Origin of the sequence: Methylobacterium sp. J-078 (assembly GCF_022829285.1) — a bacterium.
GTDB lineage: Bacteria > Pseudomonadota > Alphaproteobacteria > Rhizobiales > Beijerinckiaceae > Methylobacterium.
Genome location: NZ_JAKSYI010000048.1, coordinates 18,115 through 37,240, shown reverse-complemented (window position 1 = coordinate 37,240; position 19,126 = coordinate 18,115). Strand labels below are relative to the sequence as shown.

Here is a 19,126-nt window from a genome sequence, read left to right as displayed (position 1 = left end):
TCCGTGCGCACCGCGTCGGCCACCGCCTGCAGCGCGCTCTCCGGCAACAGCCGCAGGGAGGCGGGCTCCGCCAGCCCGTCCAGGATCGCCGTCGCCTCCGAAGAGGCCGGGCTCGCTTGCGTGGTTTCTTGCCGTGACACCAATCGACCTCACGCCCGGAGGGAAGACATGCGCGCAATCGCTTGCGGCCAATGACAAATTCGAACCGCGGTCATCCGCGGACACCCGCGTCGACATCGAGGGGCGCCACGCCGGCGGCCGTGCCGTCGGCCCCGAGGGTGATCTTCTGGATGCGGGCCTCGGCCTTCTGCAGAAGCCCCTCGCAGTGGCGCTTCAGCGCCTCGCCGCGCTCGTAGATCGCCACCGATTCGTCGAGGGGCACGTCGCCCTTCTCCAGGCGGCGCACGATATCCTCGAGCTGCTCCAGGGCCTTCTCGAACGGCAGGTCGAGTGCCGTCTCACCGGCACCGCCCGTCGAAGCAACGGCGGGTCGCGTGACACTCATTCTAAACTACCCCTTGATTCTGACGGTCTAAGCCCGTCGCCGCGAAGCCGGCAACCCGATCCGGTGGCCGAGCGGGCGTTTCGTGACCCGGGGCGGCCTTTGCGCCACACCTGTTTCGGGAGCGTTCCGCCCGGCGCGGCGCCGTGGGTCCGGTGCCGGATCGGCAAGGTTCACCAATGTGTTATGCGCCGCCTCGAAGGTCGGGTGTCAACGCCAGCCGGAACGGCTCGCCCTCGAAGGCCTCTGCACCGCGCCCGATCTCCGCGATGGCCGCGACCATCCGCCCGCCGCGCCCCAGCATCCGGTCGGCGATCGCCACGAACAGGGCGTTCGGGGTCGCCGAGGGCGAGGCGTCCCGCAGGGCACGGGCGACCTCGGCCTCGTCGCGCTCGGGCGCCAGGGCGCAGGCGGCGATGTAGGCCGCCGCGGTGGAGCGGCTGATACCCGCGTAGCAGTGGATCAGCAGCGGTTCGCGCCGGTCCCAGGCCTCCGCGAAGGCGAGGATCGCACCCACATGCGCCTCGCCCGGCGTCACGTGCCCGTCCATCGGCGCCACGATGTCGCTGACCTCGACCACGCAGTGGCGCCCCTCCGCGATCGTCTCGGGCCGGGGAATCGCGGTGCCGACCTTCATCAGCGTCATGAGATGGCGCGCGCCGGACGCCGCGAGGGTCTCGGGCAGGCGCGACAGCGGGCAGACCTGGAGATGGGGCATCAGGCGGGTTCCGGGCCGGTCAGGGCGTGGAAGCGGGCGAGGAACCGGCTCTGTGCCACATCGGTCGGCCAGGGTGCCAGCAGGGCCTCGGCCTCGGGTGCGAGGGCGTCGCAAGGTCCGAAGACCGCGTCCGCCTCGTCCCGCGCGAAACCCGCGAGCCGGATCGCCTCGTGATAGGCGGCGATGCCGTCGGCGCGCTTCACCAGGGCGATCTGCGCCGGGCCGGGCTCGGGCAGCGCGAAGCGCGCTCGGATCGCCGTGAGGAGGCGGCGCTCCACGTCCTTGTAGGAATCGCCGATGGCCGCCTTGAGGGGCGAGATGATGTCGCCGATGACGTATTCGGGCGCGTCGTGCAGCAGGAGTTCCACGCGCAGGGCCGGCGCGGGCCCGCTCGTCAAGGCGCCGCCGATCGCTTCCACCAGCAGGGCGTGCTGGGCCACCGAGAAGACGTGCGGCCCCGCCGTCTGCCCGTTCCAGCGGGCGACGCGGGCCAGACCGTGGGCGATGTCGGCGATCTCCACGTCCCGGGGGGACGGATCGAGGAGGTCGAGGCGCCGGCCCGACAGCATGCGCTGCCAGGCGCGCCCGCGCGGCCCGCTCATGGCGCTTCCCCGAGGACGGCGCAGGGGGCGTGCCGGTGGCAGCCTATGAGGTGATCGTTGACGAGGCCGACCGCCTGCATGAAGGCGTGGACGATGGTGGGCCCGCAGAACGCGAACCCCTCCGCCTTCAGGGCCTTCGACAGTTTCCGGGAGACCTCGGTCTCGGTGGCGATGCTCGTTCGGTCCCGTGCCCGCCCCTGGATCGGCACGCCATCGACGAAGTCCCAGAGGAAAGCCGAAAACCCCGGCCCGCGCGCCTCGATGGCGAGGTAGGCCCGCGCGCCCGCGATCGTACCGACGATCTTGGCCCGGTTCCGGATGATGCCGGTATCCTGCATCAGGCGCGCGACATCCGCATCCGTGAAGCGCGCGATGGCCTCCGGGTCGAAGCCCGCGAAAGCGCGCCGGAATCCCTCGCGGCGGCGCAGGATGGTGATCCAGGACAGGCCGGCCTGGAACCCGTCGAGGATCAGTTTTTCGTACAAGGCGCGGCCATCCCATTCCGGAACACCCCACTCCGTGTCGTGGTAGGCGACATAGGTCGGGTCGGTCCCGGCCCACCAGCAGCGGGCGCAGCCGTCGGGGTGTTCGATCAGGCCGGAGGTGTCGCTGAGCATCGGCGAGGGTTTAGCCGGGTGCGGCCCGCGCGTCGATCTCAGCCGGCCGGCGCCACCTCCGGAAACGCGAAGGTCGCGAAGGCCGGCTTCTCGACGCCGATCAGGGTGTGGCCGGCGCGCAGGGTCTCGCCGGCGGCCAGCGCGTCGGCGAGGCGATCGAGGCGCAGGGTGCCGAGACCGCGCCGACCCGCGACGCTACCCACGGTGCCGAGCCCGCGCGCCCCGGACGTGATCTCGGCGCCGGATTCCAGGGCTTCGCCGCCCACCGCCACGAGGGGCACCATCCGGGTGCGGGCGGTTCCGCGATGCTGCATGCGCGAGACCACCTCCTGGCCGACATAGCAGCCCTTGCGGAAGTCGACGCCGCCGAGCTGGTCCATCAGCGCCTCGTGCGGGAAGGCGTCGGACCAGGGGAAGTCGCGCCCGCCCTCGGGGATGCCGTGGGCGATGCGGTGGGCGTGGTAATCGGCCTCGGTGGCATCCGCCGAGAAGGCGCCGAGCGGGAAGATCAGGCGCTCGCCCAAGCCCCCGAGACGGCCGTCGCGCAGGCGCGTCACCGTGGCGGCGGTCTCGGCGCCGTCCCAGGCGGCGGCGACACCCAGCGTCGGGTCGAGGGTGATCGTCACCTTGGCGCGCAGGCGGTAGAGCCCGAGGCGCTTGGCGAGGCCGGGCGCCTGATCGGCGGCGGCATCGAGTTGGAAGCCGTCGGCCGCGCGGGCGACGAGGAAATCGAACAAGATCTTGCCCTGGGGCGTGAGCAGGGCGCCGAGGCGGGCCTCGCCGGGCTCCAGGGTCTCGACGTTGCAGGTCACCACGCCCTGCAGGAAGCTCGTCGCATCCTCGCCCGAGACGGTGACGACGGCGCGGTCCGGCAGCAGGGCGATCGGCATGGCGACTCCTATAGACAAGTGGCGGCGGCATTGCGCGCCGTCCGGGGCTGACATAAGTCGCCCGCGACCCCGTCTCAATGCGCGCCGCACGCGCGGCCCGCCCGAGGAGATCCGGAATGGACCAGCCCTTCGACCTCCTCCTCAGCGGCGGCACCGTGGTGAACCAGGACGGCGCGCATCGCGCCGATCTCGGCATCCGCGCCGGGCGCATCGCGGCGATCGGCGACTTCGCGGCGGCCGCGGCCGCCGAGCGGCGCGACTGCACCGGCCTGCACCTGCTGCCCGGCGTGATCGACAGCCAGGTGCATTTCCGCGAGCCGGGGCTCGATCACAAGGAAGACCTCGAATCGGGCTCGCGCGCGGCCGTCATGGGCGGCGTCACCACGGTGTTCGAGATGCCGAACACCAACCCGCTCACCACCAGCGCCGAGGCGCTCGCCGACAAGGTTTCTCGCGCCCATCACCGGATGCATTGCGACTTCGCGTTCTGGGTCGGCGGCACCCACGAGAACGCGCATTTCGTGCCCGAGCTCGAGCGCCTGCCGGGCGCGGCCGGCATCAAGGTGTTCGTCGGCTCCTCCACGGGCTCGCTGCTGGTTGAGGACGATGCCGGCGTCACCGAAATCCTGAAGCGGACCCGCCGGCGCGCCGCCTTCCACGCCGAGGACGAGCCGATGCTGCGGGCGCAGAAGGATCTGCGGGTGCCGGGCGATCCGTCCTCGCACCCGGTCTGGCGCTCGCCCGAAGCCGCGCTCAAGGCGACGCAGCGCCTCGTGCGCATCGCCCGGGCCACGGGGGCGCGCATCCACATCCTGCACATCTCTACGAAGGAGGAGATGGCGTATCTGGCGCAAGCCAAGGACGTCGCGACCTGCGAGGCCACGCCACACCACCTCACCCTCGACGGCGACGAGGCCTATGCCCGCCTCGGCACCCTGGTGCAGATGAACCCGCCGGTGCGCGGGACCTACCACCGCGACGGCATCTGGCATGGGCTCTCCCAGGGCGTCGTCGACGTGCTCGGCTCCGACCACGCCCCGCACCTGCTGGAGGAAAAGGCCAAGCCCTACCCGGAGTCACCCTCCGGCATGACCGGCGTTCAGACCCTGGTGCCGATCATGCTCGACCACGTCGCCGCCGGCCGGCTCTCCCTGGCGCGCTTCGTCGACCTCACCAGCGCCGGCCCCAAGCGTCTGTTCGGGATCGCCCGGAAAGGGCGCCTCGCGGTCGGCTACGACGCCGACGTGACTTTGGTGGACCTCAAGCGCCGGGAGACCATCCGCAACGACTGGATCGCCTCGAAATGCGGCTGGACGCCCTATGATGGCGTCACCGTGACGGGCTGGCCCGTGGGCACCCTGGTGCGCGGCCACAGCGTGATGTGGGAGGGAGCGCTCGCCGCACCGTCGCGTGGCGAGGCGGTGGTGTTCGAGGAAGCGCTGCCACGCGCCTGAGGGCGACGGCACGTCCGCGAACAGGGGACGCGCCCAACAAAAAAGGCAGGCCCGAAGGCCTGCCCGCGTGCCGATCCCCGACAGGGGACCAGCATTTCCCGCTAGGGAACGTGTAACCTTAATGCTGCGGGCTCGTGGTGAAGGCGCCGCCGCGGATCCGGTCCGGAAACCCTTCCGCGTAGCGGGCGGTCGCCTCCTCGCCGTAGGTCATCACGAGTTCCTGGAAGGCCGCGAACAGGGCGGCCTGGGCCATGCAGTCGCCGTCGAGACCGTCGAGACAGCCTTCGGCAAAGGCCTCCGAGACGTAGCCGAGCGCGGCCCGCTTGTCGTCGAGATCCGCCTCGAAGGGCGCGGAGACCGTATCCATGTGCATGGGCCACATCATCGTTTGCGCCGGCGAAACAACCGGCCAGTGCGATGAGGATAGGACGCGGCGGCGGGTTCGCAAAGCCAGGAATTGCGAAGCGGTTAACGCCGGTGCTCAAATTCTGCGTTTCGCGGTCATCCCCCGGAACTGTGTCCCGGTTGCATCAAGGGGCCCCGATCACGGTCCATTCGCGGTCATCCCACGCGGATTCGGAGCGGCCCGCAGGGCGAACCGGCGCCCCCCACGGCGGGCGAACGATCAACCGCCGAAGCGGCTCGCCAGTGCGTGCGAGAGGCGTTCCCCCTCGGTCACGAAGCGGCTCGCGGCCTCCGTCGCGGCGGGGGTGCAGACCCGGTAGGTCAGGCTGTACCCGCGATAGCCGCGGTTGTAGGCCCCGGCGAGGCGGTCGCGCCGGTTCGGGGTCACGCCCTCCGCTTCCATCAGGGCCTTCATCCGGGCCGGCCACTCGGCGGCGTCCGGGGTGGCGCAGAGTTCGCGCAGGAAGGCCAGCGATCCGATGATTTCGGAGAGCCGCATCAGGTCGCGGTCGTAGGGTGCGGGCGGCGGCTCGGCGGGCGGGGGCGGCTCCTTCTCGGCAGGCTTCGCGGCGGGGCGGGCGGCACTGCCCCGCGCCTGCTGGGCGAGGCCGGGGCCGGGCAGGGCCACCAGCACGGCGAGGCCGCCGAGGAGGATCGACGGCAGGACTCGAACACGCCTCACGCAAGCGGCTCCGGGCGCAGGGTGACGCGGGCGAAGGCCTCCCGGACGGTGCCGGCGAGGCCCGGCGTCGTCGCCAGGGTCTCGAGTTCCGCCAGCGTCGCCCAGCGGACACTGAGGGCTTCCGGCCCGGCCACCGGCTCGCCCCCGTTCCAGAGGGCGGCGTGGGGATGAACGACGTAATGGTGGCGCACGCGGCCGCCCGCGTCGCGCAGGATGATCTCGGTGGGGCTCAGCACGCCCACCACCTCGGCCGAGAGGCCGACCTCCTCCTGCAGCTCGCGCAGGGCCGCCTCGGCCAGGGGCTCGCCCGCCTCGACGAGGCCGCCGGGCAGGGTCCAGACCCCGCGCATTGGCTCGTTGGCCCGGGCGGCCAGGAGGACGCGGTCGCCGCGCAGGACCGCGATGGAGGTGCCCACGAAGGGGCGCGTCGGAAAGAGCCGCGCCTGCGCGTCGTCCGGATCGGTCGGGCTCGGACCAGTCCCTGTCGGATCGCTTCCCGTCACGGCGTCACCACGGCGATGCGGCCGTCGGCCAAGCCCACGAAGAGACGGGCGGCGCTGCCCCGCCCGAGCCCGGCGAGGCCGAAGGCCGCCAGCCCCGGCAGGGGCGCCCGCACGCGTTCGCGGATACCGTCCTTCAGGGACAGGATCGCCAGGGCGCTCCGGTCGGAGACCGGCAGGGCGAGCTCGGGTGCGCCCGGCCCGGCGGGCTCGACTAGGGTTGAGAGGTCCGCCTCGCCCTCGCCGGGGGAGACGTTGGTGTAGCCCGGCGCCTCGTGGGCAAGGCGCAGGGAGCCGGCCTCCAGGGTCCAGAGCTGGAGCAGGCCGGCGGCCTCGGGCGCCGCCACGGCGGCGATCTGCGGCTGGCCCGATCCGGCGAAATCCGCGATGGCCGCCGGCTTCAGGGGCTGGCCGCCGGGGGCGGTGGGCTGGGTCGGCCCCCGCGCCAGGCGTACCCAAGATGCCGCGGGGTTGCCCGCTTCAGGCTTGGCGGCTTCGGGCTTGGCGTCCGCGCCCGCTTCGGACCGGCCGAACAGGGCGAGCGCGCTGCCGCCGTCGGGCGCGACCGTGACCGCGACGATGACGGGCTTGCCCGCGAACCGGGCGATGCGGGGCCGGCGCAGGGCAAAGGCGGTATCGGGCGCGGCCGGGAGCGTGGTGGTCACGACCGGAACCGGCTTCGGGTCGCCTCCCATGGCCACGGGCTGGCGCTCGCGCACGACGAGGCTGGCGACCTGCTCGGGGCCGCCCGCGAGGGCGGGGACCGGACCGGCGAGGTGCACGCTCAAGGGGCCGGACACCGCCCGGCGGGAGCCGGGCAGGGCGCCGCGGGGCGTCTCGGCCGCCGCCAGACCCTCCACCGCCTCCGCGCCCAGGAGCGTGGTCGCCACCTGCCCGTCGACGAGGCTGAGGGCCGCGCCGCCGCCGTCGCCCCAGACCACCACGATCGGCGCGTCGTCCTCGCCCTGCGCCGGGTTGGCCCCGCGCGGCCGGGCCAGGGGCAGGAGCCCGGAGGTCGCCACCGCGACCGCGACTTCGCTGCCGGAGCCGCGCAGCGACCGGGCCCGGAAGGGCAGGTCGAGGATCGTCACCGTCGGTTCCGCGCGGGCCGGAAGCGCCAGGCTCAGGACCGCGAGCGTCAAGGCTGCCCCGCGCAAAGCCGCGCGGTTCGGGAACACGGCACGCGGCGCGAAACGCGCCGGCCGTTCAGACATGCTGGCCGCCGTTGATGTGCAGCTCGGCGCCGTTCACGTAGGACGAGGCCTCGGTGCACAGGAAGTAGATCGCCTTGGCGACCTCGTCGGGCGTGCCGAGGCGGCGCTGCGGGATGCCGGCCACGATCTTGTCGGTGCCCGGCGACAGGATCGCGGTGTCGATCTCGCCGGGCGAGATCGCGTTGACGCGCACGCCGAGGGGGCCGAAATCGCTCGCCATCTCGCGGGTCAGGCCGGCGAGCGCCGCCTTCGAGGTGCCGTAGGCCGCACCCGCGAAGGGATGGACGCGGGAGCCCGCGATCGAGGTGACGTTGACGATGGAGCCCTTGGCGCGGGTGAGTTCCTCGCAGAGGCCGCGCGCCAGGAGGAGGGGGGCGAACAGGTTGACCTGGAACACCCGCTGCCAGTCGCTGAACTCGGTGGCGATGGCGCCGAGGCGCTCGCCCTGAGGCCCTTTGGGCGAGATGCCCGCATTGTTGACGAGCGCGTGCAGGAGTCCGCCCTCGGCGGCGAGGCGCCCGGCCACCTCCTCGATGCCCCGCACGGTATCGGCCGGATCGGCGAGATCGACCTGGAGGTGATCCTCCGGTCCCATCTCCCAGGGGCAGTTCTCGGGGAAGGGATGGCGCGAGCAGGTGATGACCCGCCATCCGGCCGCCGAGAACCGTTTGACGGTGGCGTGGCCGATGCCACGGCTGGCGCCCGTCAGCAGCATGACGCGGCGGCGTTCGTTGGATGAGGCCAAGACCGTTCCTTCAGGATCGGGGAGCGCCCGGCACACGTGACCACCGTGCCGAAGACACCCCCACGCCACGCCAAGGTCTAAGCGGCGCGGGCCCTAAAATCCAGGGTCCTCCCGCGACGCAGCAAGGAGCCGGCCGGTCTCAGGGATAGAGGCGCGCGCCGCGCCAGGCGCCCCCATCGGACGATCCGCCGTCCCGGGTGAAGCGGACCCGGTCGTGCAGGCGGAAGGGGCCGTCCTGCCAGAACTCGATCGAGACCGGCGCGATGCGGAACCCGGTCCAGTTCTCCGGGCGCGGCACCGGCCCCTCGCCGTAACGGTCGGCGACCTCCGCCACCGCGCGCTCCAGGATCGCCCGGTCCGCCAGGGGGCGGGACTGGCGGCTGGCATGGGCGCCGATGCGGCTGTTGCGGGCGCGGCTCTCGAAGTAGGCGTCCGCCTCCTCCCGCGTGACGGGGCTCACGGGTCCGCGCGCGCGGACCTGCCGCCGCAGGCTCTTCCAGTGCAGGACCAGGGCGGCCTGCGGGTTCTCGCGCAGCTCGTCGCCCTTGGCCGATTCGGTGTTGGTGTAGAACACGAAACCGCGCGCATCGACGCCCTTCAGCAGGACGACGCGCACGTCGGGCAGGCCGTCCGCCCCCGCCGTGGCCAGGGCCATGGCGTTGGGATCGTTGGGTTCTGTGGCCTCGGCCTCGGCCATCCAGGCGGCGAACAGGGCCCACGGATCGGCCGCGCGGGTGAAGTCGCCGCCGGGGCCGGTGGCCTCGGCGGGGGAGGCGGGATCATCGATCCTTAACCGTTCCAAGGCGTATTCCTCTGGTGAGATCCGGGTCGGGGGGCACCGACGTGGGACACGAGCGTTATTCGGCCCAATACGTCGTTCGAGATCAGGTGTAATGCGTCGGCGCGAGTGTAAAGCCCAGACCATCGGGGGCAACGGCCTCCGGACTCATCCCGCCGCCGGGCCGCGCCGGAGCGCGCGCGCCCTCGGTGCCGCCCTCCTGCTCGGCCTCGGCGGATGCGGCCTGCCCATCATCACCTTCCAGGGCGAGGACACCGCGGCGGCTGGCGCCGAGACGGCCAAGGCCGCCCTCGTGAAGGCCGGGCCGGCCGAGGACCCGGCCACCACCGGCAGCATCGACCGCAAGCCCCTGGGCTTCGGCCCGGACCTCGGGGCGGAGGACTGGCGGCGCGCCAGCGCGGCCCTCGCCGTCGCCCTCGACCCGCAGGGCAACGGACGCCCGGTGAAGTGGGACAACCCGGAGACGACTCTGCGGGGCTCGGTGAACCCGACCGGCCTGCCTTACGTCGCGAACGACCTCGTCTGCCGCGATTTCCTGGCCTCCGTGATCTCGCCGGCGGGCAGCCGCTTCGTGCGCGGCACCGGCTGCAAGCCGTCCGGCGGCGAGTGGGGCCTGACGCGCATCCGGGCCGCGAAATCCTCCGCCTGACCATAATCGCCGACACGATTTTTTTAGGATCACAGTTCGGGTCTGCCCGTTGACGGCGTGCCAATCGCAGCGAATTCTCGCGCGAGACCGTTGCAGAGAAGCAACAGGCCGTCCACATGACAGATTCATCCGAAGGAGTCGGGCAGGCGCCCGGCTCCAGGCGGCACCGAGAATCCTGAAGACCGATGCGAAATCCCTACGACGTGCTGGGTGTCTCCAAGGGCGCCTCCGAGGCCGACATCAAGAAGGCCTACCGCAAGCTCGCCAAGGCCTACCACCCCGATCGCAACCAGGACGACGCCAAGGCCAAGGACCGCTTCGCGGAGGCCAACAGCGCGTACGAGATCCTGGGCGACGCGGGCAAGCGCGCGCAGTTCGACCGCGGCGAGATCGACGCTGACGGCAAGCCGCGCGCCACCGGCTTCGAGGGCTTCGGCGGGTTCGGCGGCGGCCGGGGCGGTGGCGGCGGCTTCGATTTCGAGAGCGCGGCGCGCGGACGCGGCGGCCCCAGCGGTGGCGGCGGCATCGGCGAGGACATCTTCTCGCACCTGTTCGGCGACGCGTTCCGGGCGGCCGGGGCCGGCCCCGGCGCGCAGCGCGGCCCCCAGAAAGGCGAGGACGTGGCGGCCGAGCTCAGCGTGACCCTGGAACAGGTGGGCGCCGAGGAGAAGCTGCGCCTGTCGCTCCCGGGCGGGCGCGACGTGGACGTGGTGGTGCCCAAGGGCGTGGTCGACGGTCAGACCATCCGCCTGCGGGGGCTCGGCCAGTCCGCCGGCCCGCGCGGCACGCCGGGCGACGCCCTGCTCACCATCCGCATCCTGCCCCATTCCCGCTTCACCGTGGACGGGGCGGACCTGCGCGCCTCCGTGGAGGTGCCCCTGGAGGATGCGATCCTCGGCGGACCGATCCGGGTGCCGACCCTGACGGGCGCCGTGGAGATGAAGATCCCGGCCATGACCGGGTCGGGGCGCACCTTCCGGCTCAAAGGCAAGGGCCTGCCGAAGAAGGACGGGACGCGGGGCGACCTCTTCGCCACCACCGCGGTGACGCTCCCGGCGACCGAGGACCCGGCCCTGACCGAGTTCGCCAAGGCGCGGCGCGCGGCCAAGGCGGGCTGAGAGGCGCATGCATCGGTCGTGACAGGGCGGAGATTGCGAAAGATCCCGCACTTCCGTCCCCGGCGCGCCTCCGCTAAGGATGCCCGGCGCGGGAGCGCCCGCCCGTCCCACGACGGGCGGGCGCTCCCGCGCCACGGCTCTCGCTCAGGTGACACATGGCGGACACGCACCCGGTTCACGATCACGTCGGCGGCCTGCTGGCCGGCAAGCGCGGCCTGGTGCTCGGTGTCGCCAACAACCGCTCGATCGCCTGGGGCATCGCCAAGAGCGCGGCCGCCCACGGCGCCAAACTCGCCTTCACCTACCAGGGCGACGCCCTGAAGAAGCGGGTCGAGCCCCTGGCGCGGGAACTCGACGCCCACGTGGTCGGGCATTGCGACGTCACCGACCCGGCCTCCATCGACGCGGTCTTCGCCGCCGCGGCGCAAGTGTTCCCCGAGGGCATCGACTTCGTCGTGCACTGCATCGCCTTCTCGGACAAGGACGAGCTGACCGGCCGCTACGTGGAGACCTCGGAAGCGAACTTCACGAAGTCGCTCCTCATCTCCTGCTACTCGTTCACGGCGGTGGCCCAGCGGGCCGAGAAGCTGATGCCGAACGGCGGCTCGCTCCTGACGCTGACCTATTACGGCGCCGAGAAGTGGATGCCGCACTACAACGTCATGGGCGTCGCCAAGGCCGCGCTCGAGGCCTCCGTGCGCTACCTCGCCGCGGATCTCGGCCCCTCGAAGATCCGCGTCAACGCGATCTCGGCCGGCCCGATCAAGACGCTGGCCGCCTCCGGCATCGGCGATTTCCGCTATATCCTCAAGTGGAACGAGTACAACGCTCCCCTGCGGCGCACCGTGACCATCGACGAGGTCGGCGAGACCGCCACCTACCTCGTCTCGGACATGAGCAAGGGCATGACCGGCGAGATCCTGCACGTGGATGCCGGCTACCACGTCGTCGGCATGAAGAACCCGGAAGCCCCGGACCTCAGCCTCGACAAGGACTGACGCCGTCCGGCCTTGCGCCTTCAATCGTCCTCGGCGAAGGCGCCGAACAGCTTCAGGCCGTCGATCCAGGTCGCGCCCTCGCGCTTGACGACCCGGTGGGGGCGCACCCCGCCCTGAGCCAGGATGGCGTCGGCCAGCCGCTCGGAATGGGTCACCAGCCAGACCTGCGTGCGTTCGGAGGCCTTCACGATCAGGCGGGCGAGGGGGTCCAGCAGGTCCGGATGCAGGCTGGTCTCGGGCTCGTTGAGGGCGATGAAGGGCGGCAGCCGATAAGCGAGCAGGGCGCCGGCCAGGGCCAGGAACCGCAGCGTCCCGTCGGAGAGTTCGGCCGCCTCGAAGACCCGCTTCGGGTAGTCGGGAAACACCATCCCGAACCGCGCCTGGCGCCCTGGCACCGGAAGGTCGAGGCGAGCGCCGGGGAACGCGTCGTCCACGGCCGCCGCGAGGTCGACGGTGTCCTGGCGGATATGCGCGAGGGTCGCGAACACGGCGGCGAGGTCCGAGCCGTCCGACGACAGGGTCGGGGTCGTCACCGCAAGGCAGGGGCGACGCAGCGCCGAGGCAGCGTCGGTGCGGAAATCGTGGTGGAAGCGCCAGGCCGTCAGGGCGCTGCGGACCTGGTGCAGCTCCGGATAGGCACCGCCATCCTGGATGGTGCCGAGCACCGTCTCCGACGACAGCAGATCGTCCCCGAGACTGCGCTTGCGCCCCTCCCCGTCGCGCAGGAAGCCGCCCGGTCCGTCGCGATGGAGCAGGGTGGCCGGTCGCCGGGCCGAGATCAGACGAAGCCGCTCGGTCTTGAACTCGGGCTCCAGGGGAAAGCCGGCCGCGGCCTTGGGCGGCTTGCAGCCGACCTCGACGGCATAGTCGTAGGCCAGGCCGGTGACGTCGTCGGCGAGTTCGACGCTCCAGCGGATCCGGGCCGACTCGTGGATCTTGCGCACGCCGGCCCAGCTCACGGATTCCATGCCGCCCTCGGCCACGAGATTCCGGATCAGGACGCCGGTGGCGGCCGATTGCAGGCATTCCAACGCCCGGTAGAGGTTGGTCTTGCCGACGCCGTTGGCGCCGATGAAGACCGAGAGGGCGCCCACGGGGAAGCGGATCGCGTGCAGCGATCGGTAGCCCGACACGGCGACGTCACGGACGGCCAGCATGCGCGCGCTCCCATCGACCGCCGAAGCCTCGGAAAGCAACGATCGATTGCATCCGGGCGCCGGTCAATCCGGAACGGTCAGCCCCGCGATGTCCGCCTTGGCTTCCGGAAAGCGCGGATCCATCGCCTCCAGGGTGTCGGCGATGGTGCGGGCGATGAGCAGGTTGCGGTACCATTTCCGGTTGGCCGGCACCACGTGCCAGGGTGCCTGCGGCGTCGAGCATTCGCTGAGCGCGTCGGCGAAGGCCGCCTGATAGGCGTCCCAGGAGCGGCGCTCCACGAGGTCGGCCGGATCGAACTTCCAGTGCTTGTCCGGGTTCGCGATCCGCGCCTCCAGGCGCTCCCGCTGCTCGTCCTTGGAGATGTGCAGGAAGAACTTCAGCACGGTGGTGCCGGAGGCGGCGAGCATGCGCTCGAAGTCGTTGATCTGGCCGTAGCGGGCGCGCCAGACCGGCTCGGGCACGAGGTCCTTCACCCGCACCACGAGGACGTCCTCGTAATGGCTGCGGTTGAACACGTTGATCATGCCGCGCGCGGGCGCTTTCGCGTGGTAGCGCCACAGGAAATCATGGTCGCTCTCCTCCGCGCTCGGCACCTTGAACGACCACACCCGGCAGCCCTGCGGATTCACGCCCTCGAACACCGCCCGGATGGTGCCGTCCTTGCCCCCCGTATCGATGGCCTGGAACACGACGAGCAGGCTGCGCGCGTGCTCGGCGTAGAGGCGCTCCTGCAGGGCGGCGATGCGGGCGCGCTCGGCAACCAGCGCCGCCTTGGCCGCGTCCTTGTCGAGGCCGCCATCGGCATCCGCATCGATCAGCCCGAGGTCGCAGCGGGTTCCGGGCCGCACGGTGACGATGCCGGGAGCTGCGGGCGCGAGGCGGGGATCGATGGTCTCGTGGGCCGCGCCCGCCCGGCTCTCCGCCTCGCGGGCCCAGTGGGCGGAGGAGGGCGGACGGTGCCCGGCCCGGCGCGCCTTGCCCTTCTTCTCCGCCTTTTCGTGCGCGGCGTCCTTGCGGTGCGAAACGTCACGTTGCGACGCAAAAGCCCCGGTTTCCCCGGGGGTCTGGCCCCGGTGATGCTTGCCGTGATGCTTCGACATGATGAGACTTGGCTCTCGGTGGGGGGCGGACTGAGGCGGCCGCCGAGATGCAGGGTCAGGACGTGTGTGCGAGAACGATAGCCCGGCCCGGCCGTTCCGGCGAGCGGCGGGCGTGAGGCCCGTGAACCCGATCTACCTCGTCCGCCATGGCCAGACCGACTGGAACGCCGAGGGGCGGCTCCAGGGGCAGCGGGACATCGACCTGAACGCCGAGGGCCTGCGCCAGGCCGAGGCCGTCGCCGGGCGCCTCGCGCGGGTCACCGGCCTGTCCGGCGCGGATTTCGCCGGCCTGGATTTCGCCGCCAGCCCGCTGATCCGGACCCGGCGCACGATGGAGACCCTGCGCGCGGCCCTGGACCTCGACCCCGCGGATTACCGCCTCGATCCGCGCTTCAAGGAGATCAGCTTCGGCGCCTGGGAGGGCTCCACCTGGGCCGAGATCCGGCGCTGGGACCCCGCAGGTGCCCTGGCCCGCGACCGCGACCGCTGGGGCTACCGCCCGCCCGGCGGGACGGGGGAGAGCTACGCCATGCTGGTGGAGCGGGTGGAACCGGCAATCGCCGCGCTGACGCGGCCCACCGTGATCGTCGCCCATGGTGGCGTCGCCCGGGCGATCCTGGTGATCCGCGGCCATCTCGGCCTGCGCGACGCCCCCCGCATCGGCATCCGTCAGGGCAGCATCCTCGTCTCCGACCGGGCCGGATGGCGCTGGGCCTGATCCGGTCGCCCGGCATTCAACGCCGGTTCAAGCCTGCCGCCCAAACGTGCTAGATGCGCCGTGATTTCGGCGCGATCCGGGCGCCTACCCGGCCAAAAGGACGGCTCCCGATCCATCGGGCGCCGGAAGCGGAGCAGTGGATGAGCAGTCTCGCCGAGACGACCCGGCCCGGGGCGGAGACGCGCGGGCCTCGGGGTGAGGGTCTGCCGGACGCGGCATCCGGGGCGCGGGCGACCCTGCGCGGCGAGGCCCGCCCCGACCTCATCCGCGACGAGACCCTGAGCGAGATCTTTCGCGAGACGGCCCGGGCGCGGGGCGACCACCCGGCCCTCGTCGACGGCGCCCGGACCGGCCCCGACGGCACCCATCCGGCCTTCACCTACGCGGAGGTCGAGGCGCAAGCGAACGCGATCGCGCGCGGGCTCGGTCATCGCGGCATCGGCCCCGGCGACGTGGTCGGCCTCTGGATGGCGCGGGGGCCGGACCTGCTGATCGCCCAGATCGGCATCGCCCTGTCGGGCGCGGGCTGGCTGCCCTTCGACGCCGAGGCCCCGGCCGACCGCGTCGCGGTCTGCCTGGACGACGCGAACGCCAAGGCGCTCCTCGTCTCGCCCGCCCTGGCGCCGCAGGCACCCGCCGGCACCCCGAGCCTGACGGTGGCCGGGCTCGCCGCCGCGACGCCGACGGAGGCCGCGCTCCCCGACCTGCGCGCGGCGGGTCTGACGCCGGAGCACCCGGCCTATCTCATCTACACCTCGGGCTCGACCGGCGTGCCTAAGGGCATCGTCATCAGCCACGCCAACATCTGTCACTTCCTGCGCTCGGGGAACGCCCTCTACGGCATGCGGCCCGACGACGTGGTCTTCCAGGGCGCCTCCGTCGCCTTCGATCTCTCGATGGAGGAGATCTGGGTGCCCTACCTCGTGGGCGCGACGCTGTTCGTAGCCTCCCCGGCCATGATGGGCGACGTCGAGAGCCTGCCGGACATCATCGCGCGCGCCGGCGTCACCGTCCTCGACACGGTGCCGACCCTGCTGGCGATGATCTCGCGGGACCTGCCCAGCGTGCGCCTCGTGCTGCTCGGCGGCGAGGCCCTGCCCGAGCCGCTGGTCGCCCGCTGGGCGACGGCTTCGCGACAACTCTTCAACACCTACGGGCCGACCGAGGCCACGGTGGTGGCCACCGCCGCCGAGATGCGGCCGGGCGTGTCCGTCACCATCGGCGGCCCGATCCCGAATTATTCCGTGTATGTCGCGGGCGAGAGCCTGGAACTCCTGGAGCCGGGGCAACAGGGCGAACTCCTCATCGGCGGTCCGGGCGTCGCCAAGGGCTATCTCAAGCGCCCCGAACTGACGGCCGAGAAATTCATCGCCAACCCCTACGCCTCGGACGGGACCGACCCGGTCCTGTACCGCTCGGGCGACGCGGTCTCGCTGGATGCCGCCGGCAACATCCTGTTCCACGGCCGCATCGACGACCAAGTCAAGATCCGCGGCTTCCGGGTGGAGCTCGGCGAGATCGAGTCGCGCATCCAGGTGCTGCCGGGGATCAACCAGGCGGCCGTGGTGCTGCGCCAGGACGACGGGGTCGACCGCCTCGTCGCCTTCCTCGTCCCCGAGCGCGGCACCGAGATCGACAAGGCCGCCCTGCGGCACACGCTGGCCGAACAGATGCCGCCCTACATGGTGCCGGGGCATTTCGAGACGGTCGAGGTGCTGCCGCGCCTGACCTCCGGCAAGGTCGACCGCAAGGCTCTGCGCATCGCCACGCTCACGGTGGCGGACACCTCCGGCGAGCAGGAGCCGCCCCGCAACGAGACCGAGGCCGCGCTGCTGGCGGCCGCCAACCGCGTCTTCGGCAATCAGGCGATTCCGCTCGAGGGGGACTTCTTCGCCGATCTTGGGGGCCACTCGCTGCTGGCCGCCCGCTTCGTCGGGGCCGTGCGCGAGATGCCGGCGCTGGCCGCCATCACCCTACAGGACGTCTACGGCCAGCGCACCCTGCGGGCCATGGCCGACACGCTCATCACCCGCACGGGCGGGGCCGGCACCGAGACGGCGATTCGTGACCTCAGCTTCCCGGCGCCTTCCCTGAAGCGGCGCTTCCTCTGCGGCCTTGCCCAGGCCGCGGCCCTGCCCTTCGTCATCGCCCTCGCCACCTCGCAATGGCTGGGCATCTTCGTGACCTACCTGCTGCTCACCGGCGGCGGGCTCGGTTTCTTCGGCGAACTCGCCGTGCTGCTCCTCGTCTATATCGGCATCAACGCCGTCACGGCCTCGGTGGCGGTGGCGGCCAAGTGGCTGATCCTGGGGCGCACGAAGCCCGGGCGCTACCCGCTCTGGGGGGTGTACTACTACCGCTGGTGGCTGGCGCAGCGCCTGACGCCCCTGGTCCACATCAAGTGGCTCCAGGGCTCGCCGGCCATCGTGTTCTACCTGCGGCTGCTCGGCGCCGACATCGGCAAGGACGCGCTGATCTCGGATGCCGAGATCGGCGCGCCGGACCTGATCAGCGTGGGCCCCGGCGCCTCGCTCGGGGGGCGCCTCGTCATCGCCAACGCCGAGGTGGTGGGCGACACGCTGATCATCGGCCGCGTCCGCATCGGCGCCGATGTGGCCATCGGCGCCTCCTGCGTCATCGGCCCCGACACGGTCATCGGCGACCACGCCGAGATCGGCGACCTCACCACCATCCCGACCGGCACGCGGGTGAACGCCGCCGAGATCTGGGACGGCTCGCCCGGCCGCAAGGTCGGAGAGGCCGATCCGGATTCGCTGCCCGAACCCGCCACCGCCTCGCCCCGGCGGCGCCTCGCCTTCGCGGCACTCTACACCTTCCTGCTGGCGGCGATCCCCGCCATCGGCCTGCTGCCGATCTTCCCGGCCTTCTACATCTTCGACCAGCTCAGCGATTCCCTCGGCGACATCACCGACATCGACTACCACTGGTACCTGCCGCTGCTGACCTGGCCCACCGCCATGCTGATGACGGCGGGCACGGTGCTGCTGATCGCGGGCATCCGCTGGCTGGTGCTGCCCCGCGTCTCCTCGGGCACCCACTCGATCTACAGCGGCTTCTACCTGCGCAAATGGGCGGTGGCGCTCGCCGCCGAGGTGACTCTGGAGACCCTCTCCTCCCTGTTCGCCACCGTCTACATGCGGGCCTGGTACCGCCTGATGGGCGCCCGGATGGGGCAGGGGGCCGAGATCTCCACCAACCTCGCCGGGCGCTACGACCTGGCCGATATCGGCGCGCGCAACTTCATCGCCGACGAGGTGGTGTTCGGCGAGGAGGAGATCCGGCGCGGCTGGATGACGATGCACGAGGTCCATACCGGCCCGCGCGTCTTCGTGGGCAACGACGCCGTGGTCCCGCCCGGCGCCGTGATCCCGGAAGACGTGCTCATCGGCATCAAGTCGAAGCCGCCGGCCAACGACCTGATGAATCCGGGCGACACCTGGTTCGGATCGCCGCCGATCAAGCTCCCGTCCCGGCAAAAAGTCGATCTCGGCTCGAACGCCCAGACCTACGAGCCCGGCATCGGCCCCAAGCTCCGGCGCGGCATCTTCGAGGCGTTCTCGACGTCGTTCTCGCCGATGCTGTTCATCACGCTGGCGATCTCGGCGATCGATTTCTACTTCTACCCGGCGATCCTGGCCCGGGATTGGACCGGCCTCGCAGTCAGCTTCGTCGCCGTCTCCGTCGCCATCGCCTTCATCCAGTCCTTTACGGTCATCGCCGTCAAATGGCTGCTGATGGGCGTCTACAAGCCCGGCATGCAGCCGATGTGGTCGTGGTGGGCCATGCGCACGGAGGCCGTTGCGGTGCTCTACTGGGGGCTGGCCGGCAAGGTGCTGCTGGAGCACCTCGTCGGCACCCCCTTCCTGCCCTGGATGCTGCGGCTCCTCGGCGTGAAGGTCGGCCAGGGCGTGTGCATGCTCACCACCGACATCACCGAGTTCGACTGCGTCACCATCGGCGACTACGCCACCATCAACCGCACCTCCGCCCTGCAGACGCATCTCTACGAGGACCGCATCATGAAGGTCGGCCGCGTCGAGGTCGGAACGGGCGTCTCGGTCGGTGCCTTCTCGACGGTGCTGTACGACACGAGGGTCGGCGACTACGCCCGCCTGCGCCCCCTCACCATCGTGATGAAGGGCGAGTCGATCCCGTCCCATTCGGAGTGGGAGGGCGCGCCGGCGGTGCCGGTGGTGCACGCCAAGGCGTGAGGACGAGAATCGCCTTCGTTCTCCG

General features: G+C 71.6%; 19 protein-coding genes and 1 pseudogene. 7 read left to right on the top strand and 13 right to left on the bottom strand.

Annotation, left to right across the window (positions count from 1 at the left end; genetic code table 11):
- Positions 1–211: 211 nt before the first annotated feature.
- The 5 genes from MKK58_RS04820 to MKK58_RS04800 form a co-directional block, all read right to left on the bottom strand.
- Positions 212–505: an exodeoxyribonuclease VII small subunit gene (locus MKK58_RS04820; protein WP_243911021.1), complete on the bottom strand. Its 294-nt coding sequence runs from the start codon at positions 503–505 to the stop codon at positions 212–214.
- A 181-nt stretch (positions 506–686) separates the two neighbouring features.
- Positions 687–1,220 carry a tyrosine phosphatase family protein gene (locus MKK58_RS04815; protein ID WP_243911020.1) on the bottom strand — a complete coding sequence of 178 codons (534 nt, stop codon included), beginning with the start codon at positions 1,218–1,220 and terminating at the stop codon, positions 687–689.
- Positions 1,220–1,822, bottom strand: coding sequence for an HD family hydrolase (locus tag MKK58_RS04810; protein ID WP_243911019.1), 603 nt, complete (start codon positions 1,820–1,822; stop codon positions 1,220–1,222). Before MKK58_RS04810 ends, MKK58_RS04815 begins: the two co-directional genes overlap by 1 nt.
- A complete protein-coding gene (locus tag MKK58_RS04805) occupies positions 1,819–2,439 on the bottom strand; it encodes a DNA-3-methyladenine glycosylase I (RefSeq protein WP_243911018.1) in 621 nt (206 codons plus the stop codon). The genes MKK58_RS04810 and MKK58_RS04805 overlap by 4 nt, the downstream gene beginning before the upstream one ends.
- Before the next feature lie 38 nt (positions 2,440–2,477).
- Positions 2,478–3,329, bottom strand: a complete 852-nt coding sequence (locus MKK58_RS04800) for a YgfZ/GcvT domain-containing protein (RefSeq protein ID WP_243911017.1) — start codon at positions 3,327–3,329, stop codon at positions 2,478–2,480.
- A 116-nt stretch (positions 3,330–3,445) separates the two neighbouring features.
- Between MKK58_RS04800 and MKK58_RS04795 the strand changes: the two genes are divergently transcribed.
- Positions 3,446–4,783 carry a dihydroorotase gene (locus tag MKK58_RS04795; RefSeq protein ID WP_243911016.1) on the top strand — a complete coding sequence of 446 codons (1,338 nt, stop codon included), beginning with the start codon at positions 3,446–3,448 and terminating at the stop codon, positions 4,781–4,783.
- Positions 4,784–4,901: 118 nt separating this feature from the next.
- Here the strand turns inward: MKK58_RS04795 and MKK58_RS04790 are convergent, their stop codons facing one another.
- From MKK58_RS04790 to pdxH, 6 genes are all read right to left on the bottom strand, one after another.
- On the bottom strand, positions 4,902–5,156 hold the full coding sequence (locus MKK58_RS04790; RefSeq protein ID WP_238277854.1) for a hypothetical protein: 255 nt from the start codon (positions 5,154–5,156) through the stop codon (positions 4,902–4,904).
- Between the two features lie 252 nt (positions 5,157–5,408).
- Positions 5,409–5,870: a TIGR02301 family protein gene (locus MKK58_RS04785; RefSeq protein ID WP_409565187.1), complete on the bottom strand. Its 462-nt coding sequence runs from the start codon at positions 5,868–5,870 to the stop codon at positions 5,409–5,411.
- Positions 5,867–6,373 carry an NUDIX hydrolase gene (locus tag MKK58_RS04780; RefSeq protein ID WP_409565186.1) on the bottom strand — a complete coding sequence of 169 codons (507 nt, stop codon included), beginning with the start codon at positions 6,371–6,373 and terminating at the stop codon, positions 5,867–5,869. Before MKK58_RS04780 ends, MKK58_RS04785 begins: the two co-directional genes overlap by 4 nt.
- Positions 6,370–7,584, bottom strand: a complete 1,215-nt coding sequence (locus tag MKK58_RS04775; RefSeq protein WP_243911015.1) for a hypothetical protein — start codon at positions 7,582–7,584, stop codon at positions 6,370–6,372. The genes MKK58_RS04780 and MKK58_RS04775 overlap by 4 nt, the downstream gene beginning before the upstream one ends.
- Complete coding sequence (locus tag MKK58_RS04770; protein WP_243911025.1) at positions 7,577–8,299, bottom strand: SDR family NAD(P)-dependent oxidoreductase; 723 nt, start codon at positions 8,297–8,299, stop codon at positions 7,577–7,579. The genes MKK58_RS04775 and MKK58_RS04770 overlap by 8 nt, the downstream gene beginning before the upstream one ends.
- Positions 8,300–8,468: 169 nt before the next feature.
- Positions 8,469–9,131, bottom strand: coding sequence for a pyridoxamine 5'-phosphate oxidase (gene pdxH, locus MKK58_RS04765; protein ID WP_279578226.1), 663 nt, complete (start codon positions 9,129–9,131; stop codon positions 8,469–8,471).
- Between the two features lie 91 nt (positions 9,132–9,222).
- Between pdxH and MKK58_RS04760 the strand changes: the two genes are divergently transcribed.
- From MKK58_RS04760 to fabI, 3 genes are all read left to right on the top strand, one after another.
- Positions 9,223–9,777 (top strand): RT0821/Lpp0805 family surface protein, encoded by a 555-nt coding sequence (locus MKK58_RS04760; RefSeq protein ID WP_243911014.1) that lies wholly within the window; start codon positions 9,223–9,225, stop codon positions 9,775–9,777.
- Between the two features lie 185 nt (positions 9,778–9,962).
- The gene (locus MKK58_RS04755) at positions 9,963–10,895 is read left to right on the top strand and encodes a DnaJ C-terminal domain-containing protein (RefSeq protein WP_243911013.1); all 933 of its coding nucleotides are present in this window, start codon (positions 9,963–9,965) and stop codon (positions 10,893–10,895) included.
- Positions 10,896–11,050: 155 nt separating this feature from the next.
- The gene (gene fabI / locus MKK58_RS04750; RefSeq protein WP_243911012.1) at positions 11,051–11,893 is read left to right on the top strand and encodes an enoyl-ACP reductase FabI; all 843 of its coding nucleotides are present in this window, start codon (positions 11,051–11,053) and stop codon (positions 11,891–11,893) included.
- A gap of 20 nt (positions 11,894–11,913) precedes the next feature.
- Here the strand turns inward: fabI and MKK58_RS04745 are convergent, their stop codons facing one another.
- Positions 11,914–13,050 carry an AAA family ATPase gene (locus MKK58_RS04745; RefSeq protein WP_243911011.1) on the bottom strand — a complete coding sequence of 379 codons (1,137 nt, stop codon included), beginning with the start codon at positions 13,048–13,050 and terminating at the stop codon, positions 11,914–11,916.
- Between the two features lie 63 nt (positions 13,051–13,113).
- Positions 13,114–14,151 (bottom strand): polyphosphate kinase 2 family protein, encoded by a 1,038-nt coding sequence (locus MKK58_RS04740; RefSeq protein ID WP_243911010.1) that lies wholly within the window; start codon positions 14,149–14,151, stop codon positions 13,114–13,116.
- A gap of 112 nt (positions 14,152–14,263) precedes the next feature.
- On the opposite strand from MKK58_RS04740, the gene MKK58_RS04735 reads away from it, so the two are divergent.
- From MKK58_RS04735 to MKK58_RS27100, 3 genes and pseudogenes are all read left to right on the top strand, one after another.
- Positions 14,264–14,869, top strand: coding sequence for a histidine phosphatase family protein (locus MKK58_RS04735; RefSeq protein WP_409565185.1), 606 nt, complete (start codon positions 14,264–14,266; stop codon positions 14,867–14,869).
- A gap of 53 nt (positions 14,870–14,922) precedes the next feature.
- Positions 14,923–16,881, top strand: a pseudogene (locus tag MKK58_RS27105) (non-ribosomal peptide synthetase); the annotation flags it as partial.
- A complete protein-coding gene (locus MKK58_RS27100) occupies positions 16,879–19,101 on the top strand; it encodes a Pls/PosA family non-ribosomal peptide synthetase (RefSeq protein ID WP_409565188.1) in 2,223 nt (740 codons plus the stop codon). The pseudogene MKK58_RS27105 and the gene MKK58_RS27100, both read left to right, overlap by 3 nt.
- Positions 19,102–19,126 lie beyond the last annotated feature (25 nt).